The sequence below is a fragment of the Sutcliffiella sp. NPDC057660 genome (genome assembly GCF_042800035.1).
In the GTDB taxonomy this organism is placed as follows: domain Bacteria; phylum Bacillota; class Bacilli; order Bacillales; family Bacillaceae_I; genus Sutcliffiella_A.
In genome coordinates, this window is record NZ_JBHVHV010000010.1 from 31,566 (window position 1) to 58,204 (window position 26,639).

The 26,639-nt window shown below is 44.6% G+C and carries 25 protein-coding genes and 1 other RNA gene; 4 read left to right on the top strand and 22 right to left on the bottom strand.

The genetic code is table 11. The features are described 5' to 3' along the window. Positions 1-402: 402 nt before the first annotated feature. From ACFVAD_RS12730 to ACFVAD_RS12780, 11 genes are all read right to left on the bottom strand, one after another. Positions 403-2,013, bottom strand: a complete 1,611-nt coding sequence (locus ACFVAD_RS12730; protein ID WP_386640399.1) for a PucR family transcriptional regulator — start codon at positions 2,011-2,013, stop codon at positions 403-405. A 320-nt stretch (positions 2,014-2,333) separates the two neighbouring features. Beyond that, entirely contained in the window at positions 2,334-2,567 is a 234-nt protein-coding gene (locus ACFVAD_RS12735) for a hypothetical protein (protein WP_204416023.1), read from the bottom strand. A 71-nt stretch (positions 2,568-2,638) separates the two neighbouring features. Next, on the bottom strand, positions 2,639-2,863 hold the full coding sequence (locus tag ACFVAD_RS12740) for a hypothetical protein (protein ID WP_386640403.1): 225 nt from the start codon (positions 2,861-2,863) through the stop codon (positions 2,639-2,641). 15 nt (positions 2,864-2,878) lie between these two features. Then, positions 2,879-4,345, bottom strand: a complete 1,467-nt coding sequence (locus ACFVAD_RS12745; RefSeq protein WP_386640405.1) for an NCS1 family transporter — start codon at positions 4,343-4,345, stop codon at positions 2,879-2,881. A gap of 132 nt (positions 4,346-4,477) precedes the next feature. Continuing rightward, positions 4,478-5,902 carry a dihydropyrimidinase gene (gene hydA, locus ACFVAD_RS12750; protein WP_386640407.1) on the bottom strand — a complete coding sequence of 475 codons (1,425 nt, stop codon included), beginning with the start codon at positions 5,900-5,902 and terminating at the stop codon, positions 4,478-4,480. A gap of 15 nt (positions 5,903-5,917) precedes the next feature. Further along, positions 5,918-7,204, bottom strand: a complete 1,287-nt coding sequence (gene preA / locus ACFVAD_RS12755; protein WP_386640410.1) for an NAD-dependent dihydropyrimidine dehydrogenase subunit PreA — start codon at positions 7,202-7,204, stop codon at positions 5,918-5,920. Between the two features lie 33 nt (positions 7,205-7,237). Continuing rightward, complete coding sequence (locus ACFVAD_RS12760; protein WP_386640413.1) at positions 7,238-8,605, bottom strand: NAD(P)-dependent oxidoreductase; 1,368 nt, start codon at positions 8,603-8,605, stop codon at positions 7,238-7,240. Positions 8,606-8,729: 124 nt separating this feature from the next. Beyond that, positions 8,730-9,620, bottom strand: coding sequence for a nitrilase-related carbon-nitrogen hydrolase (locus ACFVAD_RS12765; protein ID WP_386640416.1), 891 nt, complete (start codon positions 9,618-9,620; stop codon positions 8,730-8,732). A gap of 364 nt (positions 9,621-9,984) precedes the next feature. Then, positions 9,985-10,140: a YrzQ family protein gene (locus ACFVAD_RS12770; RefSeq protein ID WP_386640419.1), complete on the bottom strand. Its 156-nt coding sequence runs from the start codon at positions 10,138-10,140 to the stop codon at positions 9,985-9,987. A 22-nt stretch (positions 10,141-10,162) separates the two neighbouring features. Continuing rightward, complete coding sequence (locus ACFVAD_RS12775; RefSeq protein ID WP_386640856.1) at positions 10,163-10,354, bottom strand: hypothetical protein; 192 nt, start codon at positions 10,352-10,354, stop codon at positions 10,163-10,165. Between the two features lie 19 nt (positions 10,355-10,373). Next, entirely contained in the window at positions 10,374-10,847 is a 474-nt protein-coding gene (locus ACFVAD_RS12780; protein WP_386640422.1) for a PRC-barrel domain-containing protein, read from the bottom strand. Between the two features lie 173 nt (positions 10,848-11,020). On the opposite strand from ACFVAD_RS12780, the gene ACFVAD_RS12785 reads away from it, so the two are divergent. Beyond that, positions 11,021-11,575, top strand: a complete 555-nt coding sequence (locus ACFVAD_RS12785; RefSeq protein WP_386640425.1) for a hypothetical protein — start codon at positions 11,021-11,023, stop codon at positions 11,573-11,575. A 46-nt stretch (positions 11,576-11,621) separates the two neighbouring features. On the opposite strand, the gene recD2 is transcribed toward ACFVAD_RS12785, so the two are convergent. The 6 genes from recD2 to ACFVAD_RS12815 all read right to left on the bottom strand — a co-directional run bounded on the left by recD2 (position 11,622) and on the right by ACFVAD_RS12815 (position 18,474). Beyond that, the gene (gene recD2, locus ACFVAD_RS12790) at positions 11,622-14,024 is read right to left on the bottom strand and encodes an SF1B family DNA helicase RecD2 (protein ID WP_386640427.1); all 2,403 of its coding nucleotides are present in this window, start codon (positions 14,022-14,024) and stop codon (positions 11,622-11,624) included. Between the two features lie 18 nt (positions 14,025-14,042). Beyond that, a complete protein-coding gene (locus ACFVAD_RS12795) occupies positions 14,043-14,696 on the bottom strand; it encodes a tetratricopeptide repeat protein (RefSeq protein ID WP_386640429.1) in 654 nt (217 codons plus the stop codon). A gap of 90 nt (positions 14,697-14,786) precedes the next feature. Further along, entirely contained in the window at positions 14,787-15,902 is a 1,116-nt protein-coding gene (mnmA, locus tag ACFVAD_RS12800) for a tRNA 2-thiouridine(34) synthase MnmA (RefSeq protein WP_386640431.1), read from the bottom strand. A gap of 264 nt (positions 15,903-16,166) precedes the next feature. Next, the gene (locus ACFVAD_RS12805) at positions 16,167-17,315 is read right to left on the bottom strand and encodes a cysteine desulfurase family protein (protein WP_386640434.1); all 1,149 of its coding nucleotides are present in this window, start codon (positions 17,313-17,315) and stop codon (positions 16,167-16,169) included. 35 nt (positions 17,316-17,350) lie between these two features. Further along, positions 17,351-17,767, bottom strand: coding sequence for a cysteine metabolism transcriptional regulator CymR (gene cymR, locus ACFVAD_RS12810; protein ID WP_386640436.1), 417 nt, complete (start codon positions 17,765-17,767; stop codon positions 17,351-17,353). A gap of 32 nt (positions 17,768-17,799) precedes the next feature. After that, positions 17,800-18,474: a YczE/YyaS/YitT family protein gene (locus ACFVAD_RS12815; protein ID WP_386640439.1), complete on the bottom strand. Its 675-nt coding sequence runs from the start codon at positions 18,472-18,474 to the stop codon at positions 17,800-17,802. A 313-nt stretch (positions 18,475-18,787) separates the two neighbouring features. On the opposite strand from ACFVAD_RS12815, the gene ACFVAD_RS12820 reads away from it, so the two are divergent. After that, positions 18,788-20,056, top strand: coding sequence for a replication-associated recombination protein A (locus tag ACFVAD_RS12820; protein ID WP_386640442.1), 1,269 nt, complete (start codon positions 18,788-18,790; stop codon positions 20,054-20,056). Positions 20,057-20,318: 262 nt separating this feature from the next. On the opposite strand, the gene ACFVAD_RS12825 is transcribed toward ACFVAD_RS12820, so the two are convergent. Further along, positions 20,319-20,666: a VOC family protein gene (locus ACFVAD_RS12825; protein ID WP_386640445.1), complete on the bottom strand. Its 348-nt coding sequence runs from the start codon at positions 20,664-20,666 to the stop codon at positions 20,319-20,321. 196 nt (positions 20,667-20,862) lie between these two features. Between ACFVAD_RS12825 and ACFVAD_RS12830 the strand changes: the two genes are divergently transcribed. Next, complete coding sequence (locus tag ACFVAD_RS12830; RefSeq protein WP_386640448.1) at positions 20,863-21,540, top strand: RsfA family transcriptional regulator; 678 nt, start codon at positions 20,863-20,865, stop codon at positions 21,538-21,540. A 59-nt stretch (positions 21,541-21,599) separates the two neighbouring features. On the opposite strand, the gene ACFVAD_RS12835 is transcribed toward ACFVAD_RS12830, so the two are convergent. Continuing rightward, complete coding sequence (locus ACFVAD_RS12835) at positions 21,600-22,367, bottom strand: tRNA threonylcarbamoyladenosine dehydratase (protein WP_204416055.1); 768 nt, start codon at positions 22,365-22,367, stop codon at positions 21,600-21,602. A 198-nt stretch (positions 22,368-22,565) separates the two neighbouring features. On the opposite strand from ACFVAD_RS12835, the gene ACFVAD_RS12840 reads away from it, so the two are divergent. Next, positions 22,566-22,916 (top strand): sunset domain-containing protein, encoded by a 351-nt coding sequence (locus ACFVAD_RS12840; RefSeq protein WP_386640451.1) that lies wholly within the window; start codon positions 22,566-22,568, stop codon positions 22,914-22,916. A 356-nt stretch (positions 22,917-23,272) separates the two neighbouring features. Here ACFVAD_RS12840 and ssrS read toward each other — a convergent pair. From ssrS to hisS, 3 genes are all read right to left on the bottom strand, one after another. Next, positions 23,273-23,464, bottom strand: a non-coding RNA gene (gene ssrS, locus ACFVAD_RS12845) — 6S RNA. Positions 23,465-23,529: 65 nt separating this feature from the next. Beyond that, the gene (aspS, locus tag ACFVAD_RS12850; protein WP_386640858.1) at positions 23,530-25,302 is read right to left on the bottom strand and encodes an aspartate--tRNA ligase; all 1,773 of its coding nucleotides are present in this window, start codon (positions 25,300-25,302) and stop codon (positions 23,530-23,532) included. Between the two features lie 3 nt (positions 25,303-25,305). Then, a complete protein-coding gene (gene hisS, locus ACFVAD_RS12855; RefSeq protein ID WP_386640454.1) occupies positions 25,306-26,586 on the bottom strand; it encodes a histidine--tRNA ligase in 1,281 nt (426 codons plus the stop codon). Positions 26,587-26,639 lie beyond the last annotated feature (53 nt).

The window sequence follows — 26,639 nt, forward strand, 5'->3', positions numbered from 1 at the left end:
CTCGAGATGCAAAAAGCACGTCATCGACCTTATGATGAGCTTTTCACTTACTTTCGAGATGCAAAAAGCACGTCATCGACCTTATGATGAGCTTTTTACTTGCTTTCGAGATGCAAAAAGCACGTCATCGACCTTATGATGAGCTTTTCACTTACTTTCGAGATGCAAAAAGCACGTCATCGACCTTATGATGAGCTTTTCACTTGCTTTGGAGGTGCAAAAAGCACGTCATCGACCTTATGATGAGCTTTTACTCGATTTCGAGATGCAAAAAGCACGTCATCGAACTTTAAATGAGACTTATTATTTTTACCATCTAATAGACATCCACCTCGTATTACAGGCAACAAAATAGACCTCATCATCTGGATGAAGTCTAAATCTACAGCATTTCCCCATACCTTAGAGATTAGAGGTCGATTTGTTTCCCTCTTCAAAATAATCATTCGTCGAGTTAAGATACTCATACACCATAATCATGAATTCGATTACCAGCCTCTTCTCCGCAAGCATGAAGTCCTCCCCTAGCAAGGTCTCCAATTTTTGAATTCGATGGTATAGGGTTTGCCGCACAATAAACAGCTGATTGGCCGTCTCCTTTTTCGAACCATTGCACGAAAGATAGACCTTCAGCGTCTCGAGCAGTTTACCATTGTGTTTCTGATCATGAACAATAACCGGTTCAAGATACTCCATCACGAACTCCCTCAGGTCTTGCTGCTTTTGCATATAGGAAATGAGCCGATAGATATGTAAGTCTTCAAAAAAGGAGGAATATACCCCGTGAAGGAGCTGTTCCTGTATTTTCATCGCTTCCCAGGCAGTCCAATAGCTCTTGGACATCTGTTCAAGTCCATGAACATACTTCCCAACACTCAATCTGAGAAATGTCCTTCCATTCTTATCACATTGCTTGGCGATCAGGTTAGATATCCCCTCCTTTACCCGCTCCTTCCATCTTCCTTCATCTCTTCGATTAAGCAGGATGACTGTGAGGGTATTTTTCATTTCCGTAAAAAATACTGAGAATCCCTGCTGCTCGAATATGGAACGGAACAATAGAGTTAAATAGGTTTTATCTAGAGAAGGAGAGTCCAAGCCATTTTTTTCGCATAGGAGGACCACGCCGTTTTTCACAAAAACGGAGTCATGCCGGGACAGGAACTCTCTGATGGATTCAAGGGACTGGCCGCCATCCAACCAGCTTCTGAGCCACTCGCTTTCTTCGAGTCTTCTTTTTTCCTCCACATATAGACCGCGCAATAGATGCTGTGCAAGTGCTGTTACCGTTCTGTCGAGCATGAGCAGATCAAATTCACTTAAAGGACGATTCTTGGAATAGAGGTGTATCATTCCATATTGCTTGTCCAATACTTGTATCGGCTGCTGTATATGGAGATTTTCATCGTTATCATTGGAAAGAGCAGTTACTAGTTCTTTGCGTTTATGAATTGGAACACTTGGTATAAAATAAACATCCTGATTCTCTTTTTCATAGATAATCTGGGTGCCAATATGTTCATGGAGGTAGGAAAGAATTTCTTCTTCATGGGAGATTGTGAGAAGTTTTTTGTTTAGGCTTTGGGCATACATTTCGAGCTCTGATATCTTTTTGTACTGCTGGTTGATCAGGATGGAATGTATATCCTGCGTTATTTCGACAAAGGACACCTCTTCATGAAAAAGAATGAGAGGAAAGTGGTGCTCATCTGCAAGGGTAATGATCTCCGCTGGAATTGTCGAGGTGTACCTGCCCTTTTCAATACAAAGTCCTGCTGCATGGCAGTTGATTAATTGTTGCACAAAAGAATGGAAGGCGGCCGGATTGTCACCGAAGGATACACCTGTGGAGAGGATCAGCTCCTGGCCATTCAACAGCTTTTCAATGGAGGTGATTTCCACGACATGGACCCATTTGACTAAACGGTTCATACCTTTTTCACCTGCGATTACCTCTGCCTTCTCAAAATGCGTTCGTTGCATTATTTCCTGCAAGGATAGCATGCCTTTCATGTATTCACCTCATTTTTATTGCTTACATTCATTATAACGCATTCCATCGACTTAATTATGTAAATATTCTGACAAGAATAAACAAAAGGTGACAGAAACCCCGATTCAGGATTCCGTCACCTTTTGTTATAACTATTTTCGCATAAATTGTTGCTTGACGTACTCAAAGTAAACACGTTATATTACTGGACTTCGTGCTCTTTTCAGTGTAGTAGATTCTTTATCACTTTGAATAATGTGGAGAGAAATGCTGTAAAAAATCCAAGTGCCGATTTTTTACGGGAGTAAAGCAACAAACATTAAGAAAAGAGCCTTTGTTATCAATTATTTATTGGAAAATTCAACTGGATCTCCTTGACCATTTCCTGAAATTCACCTTCGTCATTGAAATCACTGGAATCCCAGTTTTCCAGAATCCAATTGACCAGCTCTTCAGGCGAATTGAAAAACTCTCCACTGGAATCGGCCTTGCGGATTGTGAAACGGTTATTATCCTCATCAATCGTCACTTCACACGGATAGGCACTTTCTTTGCACTTCAATTGATATTCCATTACTGAACGCTCCTTTCACGGTGCAGTTTACAAGATTTTATTCCAATTTCTCTATATCTATGAGGGTTTTTCTAGTTTTCTTTTTGCAACTGGCGAATCAAAAGGGAGGCGAAGTATTTTCTGGAATCTGCATGTTTAATGTGTAAGGCTTCTTCCTGTTTATCGGTGCCGCCCCTTTTCTCCAGAAGTAGAAAAGCGCCCTCCAGGTTCTCTTCGACATTTTTTATTCTGAACCCTTTATCTATAAAGTAATCAATCTTATCCCGTTCTGCCAGAAATTGCTGATAATCGCTCATATTCTTCCTCCTTCATTAACTGGAAAGCTCTTTTGGCTCCTCCATTTCTTTCTTACCTTCTGTAATGACCCAATCTCTTCCTACTGTGATTCCAAGGTATTTTTCATCATCCGGATCGATTATTTCCGCCTGCTGATACATATTGAAGTACCAATACTTCGCAAGTACATAATAGACCACGGCACCTACTATGAATCCAACGATAAATGAATAGTTGGTCAAGAAATAGGCTGCTGTCCCCCCTGCAATCCAGGCAATGAAGCCTGCCAAATTCACTCCATGGAAATACTTGAATTGACCGTTCTCTTCATAAAGGTCAGGTACATTCACTCTTCTTTTTCTTAGAAGATAGTAATCAGAAAATAAAATTCCAACTATGGCAGACAAAATTCCACCGACAATCAATAAAAGTGGAATCAAAATGTCAAATAGACTCCAAGGCTGTACGATACTGCCAACAATACCGGCGATAAATACACCCGCCCAGAACGGAACTTTCGGGCCGCCAACATTGGAGAAGATTGTTGCGGCAGGAATGACATTGGCAGAGGCGTTGGTCGACCACTGTGCGAAGATGATCATCAGTAAAAGGACACCAAGTACGATGCCTGAAGCCGCTTCCTGCAAAGCTACCACCGGATCATAATTGGAGACAGCGATATAGGCCACTCCCCCGATGATCACCATAAACGTCTGAGTCAACGGCAGGGCAATGACGCTTCCGACAATACTGGACTTGTTTCTCTTCAACCAGCTTCGTTCATACTTCGGTGCCTTGATGTAGCGCGATATGGATGGAATATCTGCCGCAAGTGTTGCCCAGAAACCCATGTTACTGAATATGACAACCAAGAAGGCCGTAAAAGCGGCACCGCCAGTGACAGGACTTTCAATCCACGTCCATACATCTCTTCCCTGTTCAAGTGCCCGGTCGGATAAAGTGGTGTACATCCATGCTGATATGATAATGATGATCGGTGCAGCCAAATCCGCAAATCGTTCAACAGCCTTTATCCCCAGGGCAGTATTGATCAATTGTACAGCTGCAAAAATTAGATAACAGACAAACCAGTTATCAAAATTGAAAAGCGTATCAAGGATGGCGTTCATTGCTGTAGCTCCGAAGAACGTGTTTATCCCAAACCAAAAGGAAGCTGTCAGCCCACGAATAATGGAAGGAATATGAGTACCTAGCGTTCCAAATGGGGCACGCATATAAACCGGAAAGCTGAGTCCATGCTCTATCCCGATATCACCGGTGATAGTCATAAATAGTCCTATCCCGACACTTCCGATTATTGTGGCAAGTATCACCCAGCCAAGCGACAGGTTTTGAACCCCTGCTCCTCCGATTGCAAATGCAGCCAATACCACTGCCATTCCCACCCACATCACTGCAAACCCGAGCGTCCCGATTTTTCTGCCATCATGTGAAATAGGCAGTAGATCAGGAGACTTTAAATAACTTGAATTCTTTTTCATTAACATAGCACCCCTCAATTATTAATCCAAAATAAGATCAAAAGAGCTTCTAACAACAATTGCCTGACCCAATAAAATGATGTAGGTCAAGCAATCGGAAGGTCATCTGCATGTGATTGTAGGGTAGGTGGGTCAGATAGAGAGCGTCTCGTTCTGCTTCAACTTTTTCATTGTTCCATATTTTTCCCGTTTGATATATTGGCCACTGCCGGCCTTTCCTACAAACTGCTTGTCGCGAACGACAAATTCTCCCCGTACCATGACGGAGACAGGTTCTCCTGTAATCTTCATACCTTCAAAGGCATTATAATCGACCGCCATGTGGTGGGTTGCTGCCGAAATGACGCGCTCCTTATTCGGATCGAATAATACAATGTCAGCGTCTGCTCCGACTGCGATCGTCCCTTTTTTCGGAAACATCCCAAATAGCTTTGCCACTCGGGTAGAAACGATGTCCACAAACTGATGTATCGTGATTCTGCCTTTCTTGACGCCTTCAGAGAATAGGACGCTCACTCTATCCTCGATCATAGGTCCCCCATTCGGAATTTTCGTAAAGTCCCCTTTACCGAGACTTTTTTGTCCGTTAAAATCAAACGAACATTGATCAGAACCAAGCGTCTGCAGCTGACCGCTCTTCAGGGCATTCCAGAGTACGTTCTGGTGCCATTTTTCACGCAATGGCGGGGACCAGACGTATTTGGCACCTTCAAAGTCAGGCAATTCCAAATGGCTTTGATCCAGCGCCAAATATTGAGGACAGGTCTCCCCCCAGATATCCACACCTTTGTTTCTTGCTTCTGCAATCTTTTCCACTGCTTCGGCACAGGAAACATGCACCACATACAGCTGGGATTTTGCTAGGGAAGTTAGCTGGGCAGCTCTCCCTGTAGCCTCCCCCTCCACTTCCGGAGGTCTGGTCAAAGCATGAAAGACAGGGTCGGTGTTTCCTTTCTTTAGTGCTTCTTTCGTCAAGTAGTCAATTACATCCCCATTTTCCGCATGCACCATCACCAGTGCACCTAAATCCTTGGCAGCGACCAATGTACGGAATAACGTTTCGTCATCAGCCTGAAATACATTTTTGTAGGCCATAAAAACCTTAAAGGAGGTGATTCCCTCCTCCTGTATTACAGATGGAAGCTCTGCAAGCACATTCTCATTGATTTCCCCTATCATTAAGTGGAAACTGTAATCAATGACAGACTTATCCTTTGACTTGTTGTGCCAGGTCTGGATAGCATCTTTCAATGGTTTTCCTTTTTCAGTGAGGCAGAAATCGATGATTGAGGTCGTCCCTCCAAATGCTGCCGCCATGGTACCCGATTCAAAATCATCCTTTGTAACCGTTCCACCGAATGGCATATCCAAATGAGTATGCGGGTCGATGGCTCCCGGAAATACGAAGCAGCCTTTTGCATCAATAACCTCTGCATCCCCAGCAGGCAAATGATGCCCGATAGCCGAAATGGTTTCTCCTTCGATTAAAATATCCGCCTCATACCTATCACTCGCTGTTACGATGACACCGTTCTTGATCAGTTTTTTTCTTGCCATATTCATTCTTCCCCCTTATTTAACCGTGTCCACTTCCATTTGCTTTAACAAACCTAATGCAGACTGCCTATCATTCCATGTCATTGGCGGCTGTTCGTGTGGCAGCTCCACCATCGTGATCGCATCTTCCACCGGACAGACGATCGAGCAGAGGTTACAGCCTACACAATCCTCTTCCCTGACCTGTAAAAAAGGCTTCCCATTCGGGTCCTTCAACATATCAATACATTGGTGGGATGTGTCCTCACAGGCGATATGGCACTTGTTACAGTTGATACAGGTGTCCTGATTAATTCGGGCCACTATTTTATAATTCAGATCGAGGTTGCCCCAATCCGAATACTTCGGAACAGACTTCCCGACAAGCTCCATCACCGACTGAATTCCCTTTGCATCCAAATAATGAGAGAGTCCTTCTATCATATCCTCCACAATCCGGAATCCGTGGTGCATGGCAGCAGTGCACACCTGTACTCCTGTTGCCCCCATCAACATGAATTCAACCGCATTCTGCCAATCGGATACTCCTCCCATCCCTGAAATAGGTACATTTATCCGAGGGTTTCTCGCACATTCTCCAACCATATTCAGTGCAATAGGCTTAACTGCCGGACCACAATATCCTCCATGGGCCCCTTTTCCTGCTACGTGGGGAATCGTGTTCCAGCTGTCCAGATCGACTCCCGCGAGACTGTTGATGGTATTGATCATACTGACTGCATCTGCACCACCTCTTACTGCAGCTTCAGCCGTTACTGTGATATCCGTAATATTTGGGGTAAGCTTCACGATTACCGGTGTTTGTGCAGCTTCCTTCGCCCAGTAGGTCTGCTTTTCCACCAATTCCGGTACCTGCCCTGACGCGGAACCCATACCCCGTTCTGCCATTCCATGCGGACAACCGAAATTGAGCTCCAGTCCATCCACACCTACCGCTTCCACCTTTTTGACGATTTCATGCCATTTTTCCTGTTTGGGCTCCACCATCAATGAGGCGATCAGTGCGCGATCTGGAAATCTTTTTTTCGTTTCTGCAATCTCCTTCAGATTCACCTCAAGAGGGCGATCTGTTATCAGTTCGATATTATTGAATCCCGCCACTCGTTGTCCGTTGAAGCTTACGGCTGCAAAACGGGAGGACACATTGATAATGGGATCGCCAAGGGTTTTCCAAACCGCTCCACCCCATCCCGCTTCAAATGCCCTCTGCACCTGATAGCCTGAATTTGTAGGCGGTGCCGATGCCAACCAAAAAGGATTCGGTGATTTAATGCCTGCAAAATTAATCGATAAATCTGCCAAACTGTTCCCCCCTCACTAGGTTTGTTTACTCTGTCAGGCTGTCTCTATTACTTGCTTCACTAAGCTTTCGTATACGGCATAGGCCGTCTGCTTGCCTTGCTGGGCAGCCGTCACCACCATTGCTTCCCCCTGGCCTTTTCCGAAAATAACATCACCACAGGCAAATACTTTACTGTTTGAAGTGCCATGGGTGTGAGGATCTATCTTTACGACTCCTCCATCGTGTTCCAAACCGAACTCTTCAATTAAAGATGTATACCTTGTCTGTCCAATCGCCTTGATCACTGCGTCCACTTCTAGCATATATTCCGAGCCCACCACTTTAACAGGTCTTCTGCGTCCGTCTTCACCCAGTGAACTTAACTCCATTTTGACACACTCAATATGCGTTACTTCACCTGCTTCATTGCCAATAATTCTATTCGGGGCAGTCAGCCATCTGAATTCCACACCATCCTGCTTGGCAAATTCATATTCAAAATCATAGGCTGTCATTTCATCCTGCGTTCTGCGGTAAAGAATCTTCACATTTTCAGCACCCAGCCTGACCGAACAGGTTGCACCATCTATCGCAGTATTGCCTGCACCTATTACGACCACATTCTTCCCTTTGAATTGATCTCCAATTGCTTTTGTTTTTGTTTCTTTTACAAAATCTATCGCATCATAGACACCGGAAAGGTTTTCTCCTTCAATTCCAAGCATCGGAACACTCGCCATTCCGATAGCAAGGATTACAGCATCATACTGCGCCAGAATCTCATCAACACCTATATCCACACCCACTCTTGTATTGGTACGGATTTCCACATCCAGGCTTTTCACCTGATCCACTTCCCAATACGAAACGCTCTTTGGCAAGCGGAATGAAACGATTCCATAGGTATTAAGGCCCCCAGCTTCCGCCTCCGCTTCAAAAATGGTCACTTCAAATCCCAGTAGGGCAAGCTCCCTTGCTGAGGATAGACCTGCAGGACCGCCACCAACAACCGCAATTTTCTTGCCATTAGGTGTGCCTTTTTGAAAAAGAGTCTGTTCGTTTTTGATTGCCCAATCGGTGGCATACCGCTGAAGATCTCCGATGATGATCGGCTTTGTATGATGATTCAGCACACATGCACCTTCACATAACTCCTCTGTGGGGCATACTCTCGAGCAGCTTGCACCAACAGGATTTGCCGACATGATGGTTTTGGCGGAGCCTTTAAGATTTCCTGAAGCAATCTTCTTAATGAAAGAAGGGATATCAATGCTTGTCGGACAGGCGACAACACATGGGGCATCATAGCAATACAGGCACCGATTCGCTTCTTCGAGGGCTTCTCGGTCAGTGAGTACCGGCTTCACTTCCAGGAAGTTTAAAGATAAGTTATCGTAGTCAATCCTTTTGACAGTTTTCAATCGGACATCTCCTTTCTTTTTCGAACATCGTAAAAAAGAGATCACTCTTTTTCATGTGTCCCCTTCATTCAGATGAAGGAATCAGGTTCACAATTGTTACGAAAGAGTCATCCCTTTATTGCCCTTACGGCAAAAGCGCTGTCATTTCTTCATAGGTTTCCGGTCTTCTGTCACGGTAGAACTGCCACACATCTCTCACTTCACGGATAAGTTTTTTGTTCATTTCCCCGATTATCACCTCATCCTGATCACGGCTCCCAATCGAAACAAAGGAACCACGTGGGTCAACGAGATAGGACTGTCCATAGAATTCTCCCATTTTCCATGGCCCCTCCACTCCGACACGGTTGATGGCACCTACATAATAGCCGTTTGCAACTGCGTGTGCAGGCTGTTCGAGTTTCCATAGATATTCGGAGAGACCTGCAACCGTCGCAGATGGGTTGAAAACGATTTCCGCTCCTTTTAAGCCTAAGAGGCGAGCGCCCTCCGGGAAATGGCGGTCGTAGCATATGTAGACGCCGACCTTCGCATAGGCTGTATCAAAAATCGGATATCCAAGATTCCCTGGTTTAAAATAGAACTTCTCCCAAAACCCATGCCCCTGATCTCCAACACCAACTTGAGGGATGTGCTGCTTGCGGTATTTGCCAAGATAGCTTCCATCGGCATCGATTACTGCTGCAGTGTTATAATAGGTGGCTATGCCTTCGCGTTCATAGATCGGAAGAACAATGACCACTCCCAGTTCCTTAGCCAGGTCCTGAAATAGCCTGGTTGTCGGTCCATGCGGGATTTCTTCTGCCGCTTCATACCATTTCGGGTTTTGTTCACTACAAAAATAAGGACCATAAAAAATCTCCTGTAAGCAGATTATTTGCGCCCCTTTTTCCTTTGCTTCTCTTACTAATTTAATGTGCTTCTCAATGGCTGCCTTTTTATGAACCTCCACCGGTTCCGTGCCGTCCACATCATTGGAAGCTTGAATCAAGCCAATCATCACTTTGTCAGACATCCCATTACCCCCTTTGAAGAATGCAACTAGCCTGCGTTTCACTTAATTTTTAGAATTATTTGAACTTTATGTATATTGTACTTCCTTACTTGTCTTTTTTCACTATACATAATGTTAAATGATGAAGAGGTGAGACTGTCCATTGTGTAAAGTGAGGTAGGGTCTTTCCTATCAAAAAAACCCGCTCTGCCATTAGCAGGACGGGTTTCATTATTTATTTTGGCTACATTGAACACCGCTGTTGATTTCCGCCCTAGGCTGCGCTTTCCGCGGGGCGGTGCTGGAGCCTCCTCGGGCTTCGCCTATTGCTCCAATCAACAGCTAGATACAGATAATCAACACTATTCTTTAACTGAGCCTTAACTCAAGAAAACATCCGCTTGGCGCGTTTTCTCATTTTTTTCATATTGCGTTTGGAAGTCATATCCCCAAGAAAGTTCTGTACATCATTGTTTTTACTTAGACGGCTCGCAGCTGCCCCCAAGCCTATCATTAACAAAGAAGACATTGCTCTGTTCATGCGACTCACTCCCAACTATTAGTTACATGCTGATTTGTCGATCGTCTTCATGAAACAAATCATCCAATGAACTTAGGGTTCCATCCTCTTCTACTTGATGAGTATGGACCACACCTTTAGAGACAGAAAGCTCAATAAAACAGCCCCAGCAATAGAATTGGTTCACACCGATTTTTCCGATATCTTTACTTTTGCAATTAGGACAACAAAGAATCACCATCGAACACCTCTCGTTAGGTTGATACAGAAACGACGACAGAATCTTTTCCGATGATAAGGTCAAGGGGGTGCTGAATAATTTTTTTCCCCTCTGCGATATCTGCGAAAAAGCCGTCCGTTACTTCATATCCTACGATTGTGCCCGTTTCTTCCTCAAAGTATACATCATCAAGGAGCCCAAGCTTGTTACCTTCTCCAGTCAAGAAGGATTTCCCCTTGATTCCATGAGAATGGAGAAAAAAAACTTCGCCATCCTCCTTCTTAACGGAGGAAAGTTCATGCGCTTCCGCCATGATACCGTCGTCTCCAAAGGACTTGATATACTCGAATGGAAGAAATTTTTTGCGATGGATTACGCCCTTTCCATCGATAATGAGTCCTTTTACCTGTCCGGGTTCAACTATGCAAAAGTCTGTAATCCGTCCGATCTTATTACCTGATGCCTTATCATATATTAGCATCCCTACCACTCGAGAAAATGTTCTCAAAGAAACCCACCTCTTTTCGAACATTAATAGGTTTCGTCTCGGAGAACAATGTCATACAGCGAAAGGTTTTCCATTTAAATCAAAAAACAGGCTCACAATTCCACGTTTGAACAAGCAGTATTTCGAAAAACGAATAAGATATATTGAATCTTCAGGAAAGGAGGTGAATCTTTATGAAAAAATGCTTTTACTACTTCAAAAGTGACGAAAAACATATGGAAGCAAACAAAGACTCCTTTTTTAAGCACGACAAAAAACACGATGACAAGCATGATTGCAAGGCAGACAAAAAGAAGGATGCAAAACTGGTAGGATTTGCCTACGATGTAGCGGACCCTATCATTAATCTTCCCCTACCTCTTAATTTCAGACTGAATCCTCAGCCTTCCACTGTAGCAGCAGCAACTCTCGAGTGTGTTAAAAAAGGCGACCCGGTATGGCTTAATGCACTATTTCATGTAAACAACAACTCAGCCACTCCTGTCGATTTGGTTACTAGAATCTACCGTGGTACCATAGCCCCTTCCAACATTATTTATCAAAGTATTGTGGAAATCGATTCTGAAGGCAATGATGATGCCACTTCTGCAGTTGCTCAGTTTGTGGATGTACTTCCTAATGACGAAGAAGGTGTCACTTACTTCCTAACAGCACAATTAGGAACACCAGGCGGCGCTTTATTTGTATACGGACCAATTACTTTCACTGTCGCTCAAATCAGGCAATAACTTATCCAAACAAAAAATGGGCTAGTCCTTTTGGGGACTAGCCTTCTTATTCTTCATCCATAAAATCATATGGACTTACATTTTCCATGCCGATACTGGCATCCTTCCAAAAAGGGACTTCCGCAAGTATAGCTCCATCCACTTCCTCTTCCAGAACTTCTACAGAAGCTTTGGTCTTCAGCCTCTCTTTTAAGGATGTCTGTCTAGCTTGCTCATCAGCCCGCCTTACCCCTATCTTCAATGCTTCCTCTTCCCCGCATAGAATGAGGAACCGCTTTGAACGGGTCACCGCTGTATAAAGCAGATTCCTGCGAAGCATCCGATAATAGCTCTTTACTATCGGAAGCACCACAATTGGAAATTCACTGCCCTGTGATTTGTGTATGGAACAGCAGTACGCATGTGTAATTTGACCAAGATCCTGTTTCGTATAGGTAACTTCATTTCCTTCAAATGATACGATTACCATGTCCTGCTTTTCTGTGTTTTCTTTGGCATAAAAAATGGATACAACTTCCCCAATATCCCCGTTGAATACGTTACTTTCCGGCTGATTTACGAGCTGCAGCACTTTGTCCCCTGATCGATAAACGACATTTCCGAAGGCCAGTTCACGACGTCCATCACTTTTAGGGTTAAAAAGCTCTTGCAGCATTTCATTCAGCTTGTCAATACCGGCATTTCCGCGATACATTGGTGCCAGCACCTGGATATCGCGAGCGGTGTAGCCTTTGCTCTGAGCATTGGCACAGACCTTCTTGACCACATCCATTATCTGGGCTTGCCCGCATTTGATAAAGGACCGATCTTTCTTGGCAACCGCTATATCTGTCGGCACCACACCATCCTTCATGCTATGCGCCAGTTCAATGATGGAGCTTCCATCCGCTTGTCTGTAGATATCCGTCAATTTCACTGTCGGAATTGCTTGTGAAGCCAATAAGTCTTTTAATACTTGTCCCGGACCAACAGAAGGAAGCTGATCTTCATCCCCTACCAGCACCACTTGAATATCTGCCGGCAGTGATTTGAACAATTGGTTTGCAAGCCATATGTCCACCATCGATACCTCATCGACAATCAGCAGCTTACCCGGAATAGGATTTTCTTCATCATGCTGAAATCCTTCGGAGCCGTTCCATCCAAGCAGCCTGTGTATGGTAAGAGAAGGCAGGCCGGTTGCTTCACTCATCCTTTTCGCCGCACGGCCTGTTGGGGCCACCAGCATGATTGGAAACTGATCGTCCTTGGAATAATCGTTCGGCTCAAGCGAACATCCATGAAGGTCCGCATACAGCTCCACAATCCCTTTAATGACAGTTGTTTTCCCAGTTCCTGGTCCTCCTGTCAGAAGGAGCATCGGAGTCATCAATGCCTGCTGGATTGCCTCTTTCTGGGAAGGGGCATATTGCACCTTCAACCGGTCTTCCAATTCACCCAGAGCCAATAAAAATTCGGACTCCGGGAACTGCTCCGAATACTGGTTTTGCTCCATCACTCTTTTGATATTAGTGACAAGTCCCTGCTCTGAAAAGTAGAGGCTCGGAAGATAGACACGTCCCTCTTCCGACTTCAGTTTGCCCTCTTCCGTCAGCTGCAGAATTTCCCGAGAAATGTCAGAATCCACAACCAATCCTTGCTGCTTCTCGTTTAAAAGCTTCCACACAGCTTCTACCAGCTGATTTTCCGAAACAAAACAATGCCCCTCCGACATGGAATGCTGCTCAAGCATGTACAAGCATCCTGCCCTTATACGATCCGGATGGCTACCGGATATACCAAAGTGGCTGCCGAGCTCATCCGCCCTTGCAAACCCGATACCTTCCACATCCTCGACAAGCTGATAGGGGTTCTTTTGAAGGATGCTGATTGTTTCATCTTTATAGGTCTGATATATTTTCATGGAGAGCTGCGGTCCAAAACCAAATTGCGAAAGGGCAATCATGACTTGTTCAAGTCCTTGATGTTCCATTAAGGAGTCATAGAGCAGCTTCGCTTTGTCCCCAGGCAGTTTTGGGATTGAATCAAGGACAGAGGGATTCTCCAAAATCTTGGAGATCGCATTCTCACCAAGTGCATCCGCTATTTTCTCTGCGGTTTTTTTTCCGATTCCCGAAAATAAATCACTGGATAGATACTGCACAATACCTTGACGTGTTTGCGGGATATCTTTGCGGAAGTGTTCAACATGAAACTGAAGTCCAAAACGGGGATGTTCTTTCATCGTCCCGAAAAATATGTAGGTTTCATCCTCATGGATACGAGGGAAATACCCAGTCACGACCGCTTCCTTTTCCTCATATGGAACATTCGTCTCCGTCACTCTGATCCGGACAACGGAATACATATTGGATTCGTTGTGGAAAATGGTGACGAGATGAGAGCCTTTTATAAATTTTTCATGTTCCTCGAACAAGTCGAGAGAGGATTGCTGCTTCTGGTCCTTCATGGGATTTCCCTCCGTCCCTTAATTTTCCGTCAAAATCTTCTTTGCATGCGCTGCCAGAATATGATCCGCCTGTACATCCAGTGCCTTGTCTAGCATTACGATCGCCTTATCCCTGTTTTCATGATAGGCATATGCCACACCTAGGTTATAGTAGGCGTCTGCATGTTCTTCATCACTTTCCACTACCAGTTCAAACTCAGTTGTCGCTTCCTTGATCAACCCTTGGCCTGCAAGGCATAGCCCATATTGGAATCTTGCTTCCGTATCCTCAGGCTTCAGTTCGACCGCTCTCTGGAAGTATGGAAGTGCAAGTTTTGGTTGCTCGAACTGCAGCAATGTCATGCCTAGCATGAAATAGATGTCGCTGTCATTGACACCCTTTTTCATCGCAAGCTCGAAATGATCCTTCGCCTCATGCCATTTTTCCAGCTGATAGTAGACATTACCGAGACCATAATATGCTGTTCCCATGTTTTCATCCTTGGACAAGGCTCGTTCAAAGAACTTCATCGCTTTTTCCAGTTCTCCCACTGCGCTTAGCACATTTCCAAAGTTGACATACGCCACTGCGTTTTCCGGATTCTGTTCTATCTCTTCCGAAAAAGCAGCCAGCGCCTCTTCATATTTTCCTTCTTGCAAAAATTGAATTCCCAATGCATTATTGTCTTTCATCTATGTTTGCACCTCTTTATGGCTATTTTACTTCAATAAGTATAACACAGGAAAAACCTCCACTCCCATTTAGAAGTAGAGGTTTTCCTTTTATCCTACATACCAGAGTTTTTCATTGTTTTTAAAAACATGGTCAATCGTTCCGCCGCCTAAGCATTCGTCCCCATTATAGAAAACGACCGCTTGACCAGGTGTAACCGCACGAAGCGGCTCATCGAAGATCACCTTCACTCTGTTGTCTTCAAGATGCTCAATTCGTACTTTGTTATCCTGTTGGCGATAACGGAATTTGGCTGTACACGCCATTCCATCTTCAGGTGCCTTATCAGATACCCAGCTGACGTCAGCAGCAATGATGGAATCGGAATAAAGAAGCTCGTTATCGAAGCCTTGGCCAACATAAAGAACGTTCTTTTCCAGGTCCTTGCCGATAACAAACCATGGATCACCGCTTCCGCCGATACCGAGGCCATGACGCTGTCCGATGGTATAATACATCAATCCATCATGCTTGCCCATCACTTTCCCATCCATCGTGAGCATATTGCCTGGCTGTGCAGGAAGGAATCCGCTCAGGAATTCCTTGAAGTTGCGTTCCCCGATAAAGCAGATTCCTGTGCTATCTTTTTTTGTTGCTGTAGCAAGGTTGGCACGCTTTGCTATTTCACGTACTTCGGATTTCTGGATGTTTCCTATCGGGAACATGACTTTGGAAAGCTGCTCCTGGCCCAATTGGTTAAGGAAGTAGGTTTGGTCTTTGTTTTCATCAAGTCCGCGCAGCATTTTGTACTCACCGTCACGGAACTCGACTTGTGCATAATGGCCTGTTGCCAAATAATCCGCTCCAAGGTCGATTGCATGCTCAAGGAATGCCTTGAACTTGATTTCCTTGTTGCACATGACATCAGGATTTGGTGTGCGACCTGCTTTATACTCATCCAGGAAATACTGGAATACTTTGTCCCAATATTGTTTTTCGAAATTCACCGCGTAATAAGGGATACCGATCTGGTTGCAGACGCGGATTACATCGTTGTAATCCTCTGTTGCTGTGCATACGCCAAATTCATCGGTGTCGTCCCAGTTTTTCATGAAAATACCGATTACATCGTAGCCCTGTTCTTTTAGAAGAAGTGCTGCTACAGAGGAATCCACTCCACCAGACATTCCTATTACTACACGGGTATCCTTTGGTGCTTTATTCATTTTGATCACCCCGTATTTTTTTCTATTCTTTATAATCGTTTTTTGTAATGGTTTCGTTTTTAAGATGATTGACCCCTCATACTCCGCTGTTGATTTCCGCACTAGGCGCAGCGACCCAAGGGGCGATGCTGGAGCCTCCTCAGGTTTCGCCCTGCGGGGTCTCCAGCCTACCGCTACCTCCCGCAGGAGTCTTCGCCTATTGCTTCAATCAACAGCTAGCAAGCTCAAAAAATCACAATAGTCTAGCGATTTTATAAGAAGAACTTATTTTTTCCTTGTCAACCTTTTTACCACTTTTGCCGTTTCCTTGGCAGCATGGATGATATCTTCTTTCGTATTGCCTAAGCCGAAGCTGAAGCGGATGGAAGAAGCAATGCGATTTGAGTCTTTTCCGAACATCGCGACAAGGACGTGTGACGGATCGATTGAGCCAGCCGTACAGGCTGAGCCGCTGGAAACCGCTACACCGGACAGGTCCAGGTTCACAAGTAGGGACTCCACATTTGTTCCTGGAAAATAAACATTCATGACATGAGGCAATGACTGTTCAACCGTACCGTTGATTTCGAACGGCACATCTTCCTGTTCCCAAATTTCCTGCATCGATTGCTTGAACTCCAGATACTGGACCGCTTTCTGCGCACCCTGCTCCATACTCAGTTCAATGGCAGTCTTAAGGCCGACAATTCCGGCCACATTCTCCGTACCCGCGCGTCTTTTACGTTCCTGCTCCCCTCCATAGGTCAATGGAGTAAAGCTGGTACCGTTTCTGGCGTATAAAAAGCCGACGCCTTTGGGACCATTGATTTTATGGCTGGACATGGATAGAAAATCAATCCCTAGCTCATTCACATCTATTGAATAAAGTCCGAACGCCTGAACGGCATCGGTATGAAAATAAGCCTGATGGTCCTGAAGCATCTCCCCGATCTCTTTCATCGGCTGAATTGTGCCCACTTCATTGTTTCCAAACATGATGGTCACAAGGATCGTTTCATCTGTTAGAGCTTTCGCGACATCCTGTATGTCTACCAGCCCGTGTTCATCAACAGGGAGGTAAGTCACCTGATAGCCCTCTTTTTCGAGCTGTCCACAAGTGTGCAGCACGGCATGATGCTCAATGGACGTGGTGATGATATGATTGCCCTTGCTTCTGTTTGCTCGAGCCACACCTATGATTGCGAGGTTATCCGCTTCCGTTCCACCGCTCGTAAAAATGATTTCATTTTCCTTCGCACCGATGCTTCTTGCAGCAATGTTCCTCGCTTCATCCACATAATGCCTCGTTTTACGGCCAAACTGATGAATACTCGACGGATTGCCGAATTCCTCTTTCATTACCGGAAGCATACTATCAATAACAGCCGGATGCATGGGAGAGGTTGCAGCATGATCTAAATAGACTCTTTTCAATGAGCACGCCTCCTTTCTTTATATAATGTTGTCCTTTAAATGTAAAACATATAAGCTTCCTGATCTCCACCGGAATAGTTAGCCAGGTCGTCAAGTGTCGTGTTATCCAATACATCCTTTACCGCATCACGAATTCTGATCCAAAGCTCACGCTTGGCAGGCTCCTCGTTCTCTAGCACTTCCACGGGACTGATCGGGCCTTCGAGAACCCGAATGATGTCACCCGCTGTAATTTTCTCGGGTTCATCCGCTAAAATATAGCCGCCGTAAGCACCACGGATACTTTTTACAAGACCTGCATTTCTTAGTGGTGCAATCAATTGCTCCAGATAGTGCTCGGATAGGTCATGTGTTTGAGCGATTGTCTTTAACGACAACGGGCCTTCCCCCACATTTTTCGCTAGCTCGATCATAATGGTCAATCCATAACGTCCTTTTGTTGAAATCTTCATTCCCTACACCCCTATTCTTACTTTCCAATACCTTATAATTGCATAGTCAAATTATTATCATTTTTGTGCTGTATTTTATAAAGAATATTATCTGTAGTTTTCTGGCAGGAAGGAAGTGTCCATCCAACAATCGGACCAATCGTGAAGCTGAAAAGAATTGTCCCGATAAACACGGGTCCTCCTAAAAGCCACCCTACACATAATACTATTAATTCCATCGCTAATCTAATATATTGCACTTTTAAGCCCGTCTTTTCCGTCAAAGCAATCATCAGACTATCTCTTGGACCGGCTCCGCAACGGGAAGAAATATAAACTCCAATACCGATACCAATCACCAATACACCCAGAATCAGCATGAAAAGCTGCCCGATAATGGAGTTCGGTGTCTTTAAGTATGGAATGAAAAGATACATATCAATGAATATTCCAACCATCAGCATATTCAAAAAAGCACCGACGGAAGGGAGCCTTTTTACAATCAAAGAAGAAATGGCCAAAATAAAAAACCCTACAATAATTGACCATGTACCGATGGTTAAACCAAGCTGGTAAAAGAGGCCGATATGAAAAACATCCCATGGTGCACTGCCAAGGTCCGCCCGGATCATCAGAACGATCCCAAATGACATAATCAACAAACCAATAAAATAAATGGACCATTTCGCCAAAAATAAGCTTCTGCCTATACTCCGCTCACCTTGCATATATTCGCTACCCTTCTTTTAGAGGATGTTCAAAAAGTCCGGTAAAAATAGCTTCAAATTTCTTCGTCAGCTTGCCTCTGTGCTCCTCACGTATACAAACCATACGCTGCGGTGCTCGAGACTTCGCTTCCTCGAACTTCTTTGCTCTTTTTATCCTCCTTTTTGAACAAGTATTATTGTATATACTTGTTTGTTGATAAAATCTATCCCATTATAGCACAGAATGCGAGGTTTTACATTTCTAACCATGACATTATATGTGGTAGAGTGGGTAATAGAAAAAGATGCTAAAGCAAGCAGGAAGGTGTTTTTTATGAGCAGCAAACCATTGGCTTTTCGTATGAGGCCTAGAACGATAGAGGAAATGGTCGGTCAGGAGCATTTGGTTGGGGAAGGCAAAATCATTCAGAGAATGGTAAAGGCTAAACACCTCTCCTCGATGATCTTGTATGGTCCACCCGGAATAGGAAAGACATCGATTGCAACGGCCATCGCCGGCAGCACACAATATGCGTTTCGAACGTTGAACGCCGTCATCCATAATAAAAAGGATATGGAAATCGTTGCAGAGGAAGCGAAAATGTCAGGAAAGGTCATATTGATTTTGGATGAGGTTCACCGCTTGGACAAGGCGAAACAGGACTTTCTTTTACCACATTTGGAGAGTGGCAGTATCGTGCTGATCGGAGCAACGACAAGCAACCCCTATCATGCAATCAACCCTGCTATCAGAAGCAGGTGCCAGATTTTCGAGTTGCATCCTTTGTCCGTTTCGGAAATAAAGGATGTCATTGTGCAGGCTCTCAAAGATTCCGACCGAGGACTTGGCGACTATAAGGTGAAAGTAAGCAGTGACGCGATGGAACACTTTGCAAATGGTTGCGGAGGAGATGTTCGTTCCGCATTGAATGCGCTCGAACTTGCAGTATTATCTTCTTCTCCAAATGAAGAAGGAATTATTGAGATAGATTTGCAGTCCGCAGAAGAATGCTTGCAAAAAAAGAGCTTCTATCATGATAAAGACGGCGATGGGCATTATGATGTCCTTTCAGCCCTCCAGAAATCGATCCGCGGCAGCGATGTGGACGCCGCGCTTCACTATTTGGGAAGATTGATTGAAGCCGGCGATCTTGTTAGTATTGCAAGACGGTTACTCGTCATAGCCTATGAAGATATCAGCCTTGCCAATCCACAGGCAGGAGCAAGGACTCTCGCAGCGATTGAAGCTGCTGAAAGGCTTGGCTTTCCTGAAGCAAGAATCCCTTTGGCGAACGCAGTCATCGAGCTTTGCCTGTCCCCGAAATCCAACTCGGCCTATAAAGCATTGGATGAGGCACTTTCCGATATCAGAAAAGGACTTGTCGGAGAAGTGCCTGCCCACCTGAAGGACGCCCATTATAAGGGTGCAGCCAAATTGGGGCGTGGAGTGGATTACCTCTATCCCCATGATTACCCGGGCGGTTGGGTGGCACAGCAATATCTGCCTGACAAACTGAAGAACAAATCATACTACAAACCTAAGGAAACAAGTAAATTCGAAGCGGCTCTGGCGCAAATCTACCTAAAGACGAAAAAGAAATGATAAAAGGCTGTTTTCGCATTCTTTGTTGTTAAATAGAAAAAATATAAGCATCAAATGAAGCCCGTTGATTTCCGCTCCGGATACAAGATTCCCCGGGGACGGATGGGAGCCTTAGGATAAGCGAACACCTGGCACGGAGACCAACATGGTGTTTAATGTTGACACCTTATCCTTAGCCCAGCCCTATATTAAAAACAAAATTCTTTAGGAAAATAGCCTAATAAGAAATGGCTTGCCTGAATATGCGGCAAGCCATTTCTTTTTACTTCTGCTCAATCAATCCAATATCAATTCCTGTCGGCTCTTTCAGGTAGGCAAGATAGAACGTATCAAATTCCATCTTCTCCCTGACTACTTCGGCCCCTTTTACCTTTGCGATGGCCAATGCTTCATCAATCGAATCCACTTCAATCCTAATCCTCGTTCCATGTGGATGATCTTCCGGACCTTTTGCAATTCCACCACTCATCACATTTGCACCCTTGCCAGTCACAACCGGCCAATAATCATAATTCGGCTCGCCTAACTCCCAACCGAATACATCCTCAAAAAACTTTGTCGTTAACTCAGGATCCCTGCTGCTGATCTCAAATCCTACCACTTTGTTCATTTCATAGCCCTCCCAACATTTCTATAGTTTATTATTTCTCCTGAAAAGGACATTTTCCTTTATTTTCATCCCTTGGATACTACATACCCAATCCATTCGGAAGTTGCACATTTACCTCAACTGCATAAGTGCGTATATTATCCCAACATTTTGTCCATGATGGTAAAAAAACGTCCGTTTTAAAGGAGTGTCTGAAATGAAAGTTCGACAGGATGCATGGTCCCATGAGGATGATCTATTATTAGCAGAAACCGTATTGAGATACATAAGAGATGGCGGTACACAGTTAGCAGCTTTTGAAGAGGTGGGAGATAAATTGAACCGTACGTCTGCAGCCTGCGGGTTCAGGTGGAATGCAGAGGTCCGCAAAAAATACGAGCCTGCAGTTGCAATTGCCAAAAAGCAACGAAAGGAACGCAAACGGGCATTGGATAAATTGAAAAAGGTGGATTCAACAGAAAGCAAAAAAATGATCAAAACAAAGCCGCCATTGGAAATGGAATGGCTTCCTGCTCCAAGCAGCCCCACTGCACAATGGAGTGTTCCCAGTTCCCTACAAGCACAGCTTCAGGAGGAAGAGGATTCCGATTTATACCAGCCACTTCCAGTAAAACAAAAAAGCATCACTTTGGATGACTGTATCTATTTCATGCAAAACCTGAAGCGGGAACAGCAAACCGGACAAGGCTCTCATCTTGAACAGGAGCGATTGAAAAACGAAAATCACCTGTTGAAAAGAAGGATTGCAATGTTGGAGGACCAGATACAGAAACTGGAAGAAATGCAAAGCGTCATCAATGATGATTATGAAATGCTCGTACAAATCATGGATCGTGCGAAAAAGATGACTGCGCTACAGAATGAAGTAATGTAAAACCAATAAAAAAGGATGACTGCAGGAGCTTCATGCTCTTCAGTCATCCTTTTCTTTTATTACTGCTTCCCGCCTACACGCTGGATGTGAATGTCTTTCAAAAGATCATTGATGACATAACCGCCAAGAATCAGTCCTGCTACAGAAGGAACAAATGCATTGGAGGAAGGAGGCATTTTTGCCTTGCGAATTTGCGCCTGGTCATTACCAACGGTCTTTCTTACTTCTTCACGGATGATGATCGGGCTTTCGTCGGAGAATACCACTTTGATTCCACGGTGGATTCCCTCTTTTCTCAGTCTTGTACGAATTACTTTTGCAATCGGATCTGTGTGTGTCTTGGAAATGTCAGCCATTTTAAAACGTGTCGGATCCGTCTTATTTGCCGCTCCCATACTGGAAACAATAGGAATCTTACGCTTCAAGCACTCTTTCATCAGATGGATCTTATATGAAATGGTATCGGAAGCATCAATCACATAGTCCAGACCATAGCTGAAAAACTCTTCATATGTTTCATCTGTGTAAAACATTTTTAAAGCGATTACTTCACACTCGGGATTGATATCCGCAATCCTCGCCTTCATCAAGTCCGCTTTCGGCTGTCCAACAGTTGAAACCAATGCATGGATTTGACGATTTACATTCGTAATGTCGACAACATCCTTATCAACTAGAATAAGTCGTCCTACTCCTGAACGAGCAAGGGCTTCTGCAGAAAATGAGCCGACTCCCCCGATTCCCAATACTGCAACCGTGCTGTTTTTCAGTGTTTCCAAACCTTCTTTACCTATGGCAAGTTCATTTCGTGAAAATTGGTGTAGCATATCTATCAACTCCATTTATATCTTGTAGCTTTACTTATCGGCTTTTTAGAATTGTACCCGAAATCGAATATAACATACTTTAAGGGAAATGCAAGTAGTCGTATAGGAATTTCTTTTATGACGAAAAAGGTTTAAATGCCTTATAATAGAGGGAATAGTAACCTGATAATTATTTTTATTGAAGGCGGGGAGTCTGTGATGAAAAAATTGTTTAAGGCCTTATCATTCCTCTTGGTGATCAGCAGCGGAGTTTTGACATTATTTAAGATGAACAAATCCAATAAAGAAATGATTGCAAAGGAGACTATCTCCTTTCAAGTCAAGCAGACCTTGTCTGCAATTGCTGCTACACTGGAACAAACAGAGGTCGAAGAGAAAACTGACGTTACAGATGAAAATGCTCCGTTGATAAAAGGGAATAAAAATGCCCGCGGCGAGTACATCTACCACATGCCTGGCGGAGTTTTCTATAATAGGACAACACCTGTTGAATGGTTTCATACAGAAGCCGAGGCGCAAGAAAAAGGATATCGCAAATCAGCGAGATGACAACTGATAGATAAAAGGTGGAACGATCTGTACTGGATCGTTCTTTTTTATATAGAAATCAGATGAATTAGGTGTATTTTTAGGTAATTAGCGTGGGTATTTTGGAAAATCAGACTTATTTTTTGACATATGGAAGGGCATTCTAACAACATTTCATTTCATTCTAACAATTTGATTCTGAATTCTAACAAATTCTCTAATCATTCTAACATAAATAGCTAACATTCTAACAAGTCCATGTATACACCCAATCAAGGGCTGGCTTCATCCACATGAGGATAGTTACTTCACTTCTCAATTTAAACAAAAAACCGACACCCCATAACATGGAATGTCGGTTTTAAATCCGTATGTAGGCAAGTCCCAATCGTGCCGTCGTTTGATGCCTTCGTTTTGAACCCGCTCACAGCAGGTGGGTGCTCTGTTTCATGCATTTGTACGTCCTCTTGCGTTAGGAGGCATGTACGCAGCGACGAAAACTCTGAGCTCCCGTATAATCTATTGTTCGGTCAAAACAATAGGTTATACGACGAACACATCAGGACTTGCGACTTCTTGAAAGTATCATAACACACGCATTTTTTGTTTGCAAGAGTTCACCGTATGGGAAAATCTACTCTTTTTTGACAGCCAGTGACAAATGTAATTCATCCAATTGCCCACCTGCAACCGGACTTGGGGCTTGTGTCAGGATATCACTTGCACTTGCCGTTTTCGGGAATGCAATGGTGTCGCGAAGGTTCGTTCTGCCGGCAAGCAGCATCACCAGGCGGTCAAGGCCAAGGGCAATTCCGCCATGTGGAGGCGTGCCATATTCGAATGCTTCAAGCAGGAATCCGAACTGCTCATTTGCTTCATCAGGACTAAAACCAAGCACTTTAAACATCTTTTCCTGGATGTCGCGTTCGTAAATACGGAGGGATCCCCCACCCAGCTCATATCCGTTCAACACTAAGTCGTAAGCTTGTGCACGTACAACACCCGGGTTGGTCTCAAGCAAAGCTAGATCTTCACGAACAGGCATCGTAAATGGATGATGTGCGGCAAAATAGCGTCCCGCTTCCTCATCATACTCGAGAAGCGGCCAATCCGTTACCCAAAGGAAGTTGAATTTGCTTTCATCGATTAAGCCGAGTTCTTTTCCAAGCTTCATACGAAGTGCCCCTAGTGCATCTGCTACGACAGATTTCTTGTCAGCTACGAATAACAGCAAGTCACCTTCTGTAGCACCAAGCGTCTGAATGAAGCTCGCTTGCTCCTCTTCATTAAAGAACTTCGCTATAGGTCCTTTTAACCCATCCACTTCAACTTTTAGCCACGCCAGTCCTTTAGCACCATATACGGAAACAAATTCGGTCAGTGCATCAATGTCTTTTCGGGAGTAGTTTCCGGCCTTACCTTTTACATTAATTGCTTTTACTTGTCCTCCGTTAGCCACGGCAGCACTGAACACTTTGAATCCGCATTCTGCCACTTGCTCGGACAAGTCCACAAGCTCCATCTCAAAGCGGGTATCAGGCTTGTCGGAACCGTATCTATCCATCGCATCCTGGTACGTGATACGTGGGAAGTTTTCCGGTACATCCACACCCTTCGTATTTTTCATGACCATTCGCATCATATCTTCCATCATTCCGATAATCTCTTCCTGGGAAAGGAATGATGTTTCAATGTCGACTTGTGTGAACTCTGGCTGTCTGTCGGCACGAAGGTCCTCATCTCGGAAGCAGCGGGCGATCTGGTAGTAGCGCTCCACACCGGAAACCATCAATAGCTGTTTGAAGATCTGCGGTGACTGCGGCAATGCATAGAATTCGCCAGGATGAACACGGCTTGGCACTAGATAGTCACGAGCACCTTCAGGCGTGCTTTTTGTCAGGATTGGCGTTTCCACTTCCATGAACTGCTGGTCATTCAAAAACTCGCGAATCGATCTTGTTACGTCATGACGCATTTTCAGCGTGTCGAACATGACCGGGCGGCGAAGATCCAAGTAGCGGTATTTCAAGCGGATATCCTCACTTACCTCTGTTTTGTTGTCAATAACGAAAGGCGGAGTTTTCGCTGCATTCAATACTTCAATCGCTTCTGCGTGAACTTCAATGGCACCTGTTTTCAAGTTGGGGTTTACTGTCGCTGCGTCACGGGCAACCACTTTCCCTTTGATGTAAAGTACATATTCGTTACGTACATTCTCTGCTGTTTGAAGTGCTTCAGCGGAAACATCCGGGTTGAATACAATCTGCACCACCCCCGTACGGTCGCGAAGGTCAAGGAATATAAGTCCTCCAAGGTCACGGCGCTTCTGCACCCACCCTTTCAGTTCAATTACTTCTCCAATGGATGTTTCGGGCACTTCTCCACAAAAATAAGTTCTCGCTTGCATCATTTATCTCTCCCCGCTTTTCTTTTCCGATAGGTATGTGACCACATCTTCATAGGCTACTTCCTGTTGTTCACCTGTTTCCATTTCTTTAATGGAAACAACTCCTTTTGCAAGTTCATCTTCACCGAACACAATCGTATACTTGGATTTTAAACGATCGGCTGCTTTGAACTGCGCTTTCAGCTTTTTATCCTGATAGTCCTTTTCAGCAACAATGCCCGCTTTTCTTAAATCAAACAAAAGCTTTACCGCTGTTTCCTTTGCCTTTTCCCCCAAAGCGACCACATAGCAGTCTATCGCTTCTTCAATCGGGAATTCCACCTTTTCCGCTTCCATTGCTGAAATCAGGCGTTCAATGCTTAGTGCAAAACCGATTCCCGGCGTTTCCGGTCCGCCTATCTCCTGGACCAGACCGTTGTATCTGCCTCCCCCACATAGAGTGGTAATGGCACCGAAGCCTTCGGAGGTGCTCATGATTTCAAAGGCAGTGTGGTAGTAATAATCCAGTCCACGTACAAGATTTGGATCAATTTCATATTGAATGCCAAGCGCAGATAGGTAAGCTACCACTTTATCAAAATATGCCTTGGACTCTTCGTTCAAATAGTCCAGAATGGATGGAGCCGTTGCCATCAATTCGTGTTCACGGTCCTTTTTGCAATCCAGAATGCGAAGTGGATTCTTTTCCAAACGGCCTTGGCAATCTCCACAGAACTCGTCAATGCGAGGCTGGAAGTGCTGGATCAGGGCATCACGGTGTGCTTGACGGCTTTCTTTGTCTCCGAGACTGTTGATGACCACTTTCAGGTTTTTAAGTCCGAGGCTCGTGTAGAGTTCCACTGCCAAAGCGATCACTTCCGCATCGATGGAAGGGTCATTGCTGCCTAATGCCTCCACTCCGAACTGGACAAATTGGCGAAAACGCCCAGCCTGCGGTCTTTCATAGCGGAACATCGGACCAACATAGTAAAGCTTTGTCGGTTGATTCGGGGACCCGAACATTTTATTGTCCACATAAGAGCGGACAGTGGATGCCGTTCCCTCCGGACGGAGCGTAAGACTTCTGCCTCCGCGATCCTCGAATGTGTACATTTCCTTCTGAACCACATCCGTCGTTTCCCCGACTCCACGAAGGAACAACTCCGTGCTTTCGAAAATCGGAGTACGAATCTCCTTATAATTATAAAGCTGGCAAATCTCCTTCGCCTTCGCCTCAATATACTGCCACTTTTCCACCGTACCAGGCAAAATATCCTGCGTACCACGCGGTATCTGAATCGTCATGACCGGTTCCTCCTTTTATTTCCAAATGGGGCCAGACCCCTTTTTAAAATGCA

Bases quoted from the DNA above. Each gene is read 5' to 3' on its own strand.
- ACFVAD_RS12730 (WP_386640399.1), bottom strand. From the start codon at position 2,013: ATGAAAGGCATGCTATCCTTGCAGGAAATAATGCAACGAACGCATTTT.
- ACFVAD_RS12735 (WP_204416023.1), bottom strand. From the start codon at position 2,567: ATGGAATATCAATTGAAGTGCAAAGAAAGTGCCTATCCGTGTGAAGTG.
- ACFVAD_RS12740 (WP_386640403.1), bottom strand. From the start codon at position 2,863: ATGAGCGATTATCAGCAATTTCTGGCAGAACGGGATAAGATTGATTAC.
- ACFVAD_RS12745 (WP_386640405.1), bottom strand. From the start codon at position 4,345: ATGAAAAAGAATTCAAGTTATTTAAAGTCTCCTGATCTACTGCCTATT.
- hydA (WP_386640407.1), bottom strand. From the start codon at position 5,902: ATGGCAAGAAAAAAACTGATCAAGAACGGTGTCATCGTAACAGCGAGT.
- ACFVAD_RS12765 (WP_386640416.1), bottom strand. From the start codon at position 9,620: ATGTCTGACAAAGTGATGATTGGCTTGATTCAAGCTTCCAATGATGTG.
- ACFVAD_RS12770 (WP_386640419.1), bottom strand. From the start codon at position 10,140: ATGAACAGAGCAATGTCTTCTTTGTTAATGATAGGCTTGGGGGCAGCT.
- ACFVAD_RS12785 (WP_386640425.1), top strand. From the start codon at position 11,021: ATGAAAAAATGCTTTTACTACTTCAAAAGTGACGAAAAACATATGGAA.
- recD2 (WP_386640427.1), bottom strand. From the start codon at position 14,024: ATGAAGGACCAGAAGCAGCAATCCTCTCTCGACTTGTTCGAGGAACAT.
- ACFVAD_RS12795 (WP_386640429.1), bottom strand. From the start codon at position 14,696: ATGAAAGACAATAATGCATTGGGAATTCAATTTTTGCAAGAAGGAAAA.
- mnmA (WP_386640431.1), bottom strand. From the start codon at position 15,902: ATGAATAAAGCACCAAAGGATACCCGTGTAGTAATAGGAATGTCTGGT.
- cymR (WP_386640436.1), bottom strand. From the start codon at position 17,767: ATGAAGATTTCAACAAAAGGACGTTATGGATTGACCATTATGATCGAG.
- ACFVAD_RS12815 (WP_386640439.1), bottom strand. From the start codon at position 18,474: ATGCAAGGTGAGCGGAGTATAGGCAGAAGCTTATTTTTGGCGAAATGG.
- ACFVAD_RS12820 (WP_386640442.1), top strand. From the start codon at position 18,788: ATGAGCAGCAAACCATTGGCTTTTCGTATGAGGCCTAGAACGATAGAG.
- ACFVAD_RS12825 (WP_386640445.1), bottom strand. From the start codon at position 20,666: ATGAACAAAGTGGTAGGATTTGAGATCAGCAGCAGGGATCCTGAGTTA.
- ACFVAD_RS12830 (WP_386640448.1), top strand. From the start codon at position 20,863: ATGAAAGTTCGACAGGATGCATGGTCCCATGAGGATGATCTATTATTA.
- ACFVAD_RS12835 (WP_204416055.1), bottom strand. From the start codon at position 22,367: ATGCTACACCAATTTTCACGAAATGAACTTGCCATAGGTAAAGAAGGT.
- ACFVAD_RS12840 (WP_386640451.1), top strand. From the start codon at position 22,566: ATGAAAAAATTGTTTAAGGCCTTATCATTCCTCTTGGTGATCAGCAGC.
- aspS (WP_386640858.1), bottom strand. From the start codon at position 25,302: ATGCAAGCGAGAACTTATTTTTGTGGAGAAGTGCCCGAAACATCCATT.
- hisS (WP_386640454.1), bottom strand. From the start codon at position 26,586: ATGACGATTCAGATACCGCGTGGTACGCAGGATATTTTGCCTGGTACG.